At 47.6% G+C, this 1,094-nt stretch carries 2 protein-coding genes; both read right to left on the minus strand.

The features are described 5' to 3' along the window. Positions 1–839 (minus strand): ATP-dependent DNA helicase RecG (locus tag GRP75_RS27725; protein ID WP_483311127.1); only part of this gene is annotated, 839 nt, incomplete at its 3' end. Position 840: 1 nt separating this feature from the next. Next, positions 841–1,094, minus strand: a 254-nt coding sequence (locus GRP75_RS27730) for a DegV family protein (RefSeq protein ID WP_202404349.1), incomplete at its 5' end; no start/stop codon positions are given.

Below are 1,094 nucleotides of genomic sequence, written 5' to 3' on the forward strand. Positions count from 1 at the left end.
TTCATACAATAAGGTGAGCGTAGATCGTGCAGTATTTCAAGCTCTACCTTCTTCTGTGCATCCGTTAATTCAAAAGGCAAAGCCCTTACAAATTCACGAATCGTGGCGTTATCCACGGTATGTACCACCCCGTCCGCTCGACCACGATTTAGCGCCCGGAATGCCTGCATTTTCAGCTGAAATAAAAATAGCTCCTCATACACCATCCGCCGACGAGCCTCTTGCCCCTCGCGGTTGTCCTGAGGCTGGTGTATACCTGCAATAGCCTGCTTGCGCGGCATCATACTATATTTACGCACAAGCAACTCAGGCAATATTTCGGGGATCATTTCACCAAACTGCTGGAGTGTCTGGCTCATTGTTTTTCGCATCCAGCTTTGCGTAATCTTGCCGCCTATAGAGTACACCGGTTGAAGTGTCCCCGAGCGGGCTACTCCTTTATCAGGAAACTCAGAATCTGCAACAGTCATCTGCATCCGTTTGAGATCCCATTTACCAGTCACCACAATTTCACGACCTGAGGTTAGCTGCTCCTTCATGAAATGCCGATTAAACCACGTCGCGGTAAACATCCAATCCTCGGCCATCAATTTACAAGTCAACCTTGATTTGCGCCCGTAACGCTGAAGCACCGGAATGCCCATAATTTTGGCCTGTACTGTAATCTTATCTCCATCCTTCACTTCGCTTAGCGAGCGCAGTCGGTAATCTTCATACCGAAACGGATAATATTCCAGCATGTCCTGTACGTTAGAAATGCCAAAAGCGTGAAGCTCTCCCTCTTTGAGAGCACTCACGCCATGTATTTGTTTTAAAGGTATTTGATCCAATTGCAGCATATTACCTCTCATCTCCGGCCGGCCATACAAAAATGCCAATCGTTCCTGGCCCTACATGGGTCCCAATCACAGCGCCAAGTTCAGTATATATTCGATCTCCCAGCTCAAAATGCTCTGCCAGCTGAGCCACGAACGCTTCTGCCGCTGAGCGATCTGCCGTATGACCCACAGCAATATTAATTTTTTGGCCTTTTAAATCCCGCTCCAATAGTTCAATTATACGTGCTGTCGCTTTTTTATGCCCTCTCGCCTTAT

The organism is Paenibacillus sp. OT2-17, assembly GCF_009827695.1.
GTDB lineage: Bacteria > Bacillota > Bacilli > Paenibacillales > Paenibacillaceae > Paenibacillus > Paenibacillus polymyxa_B.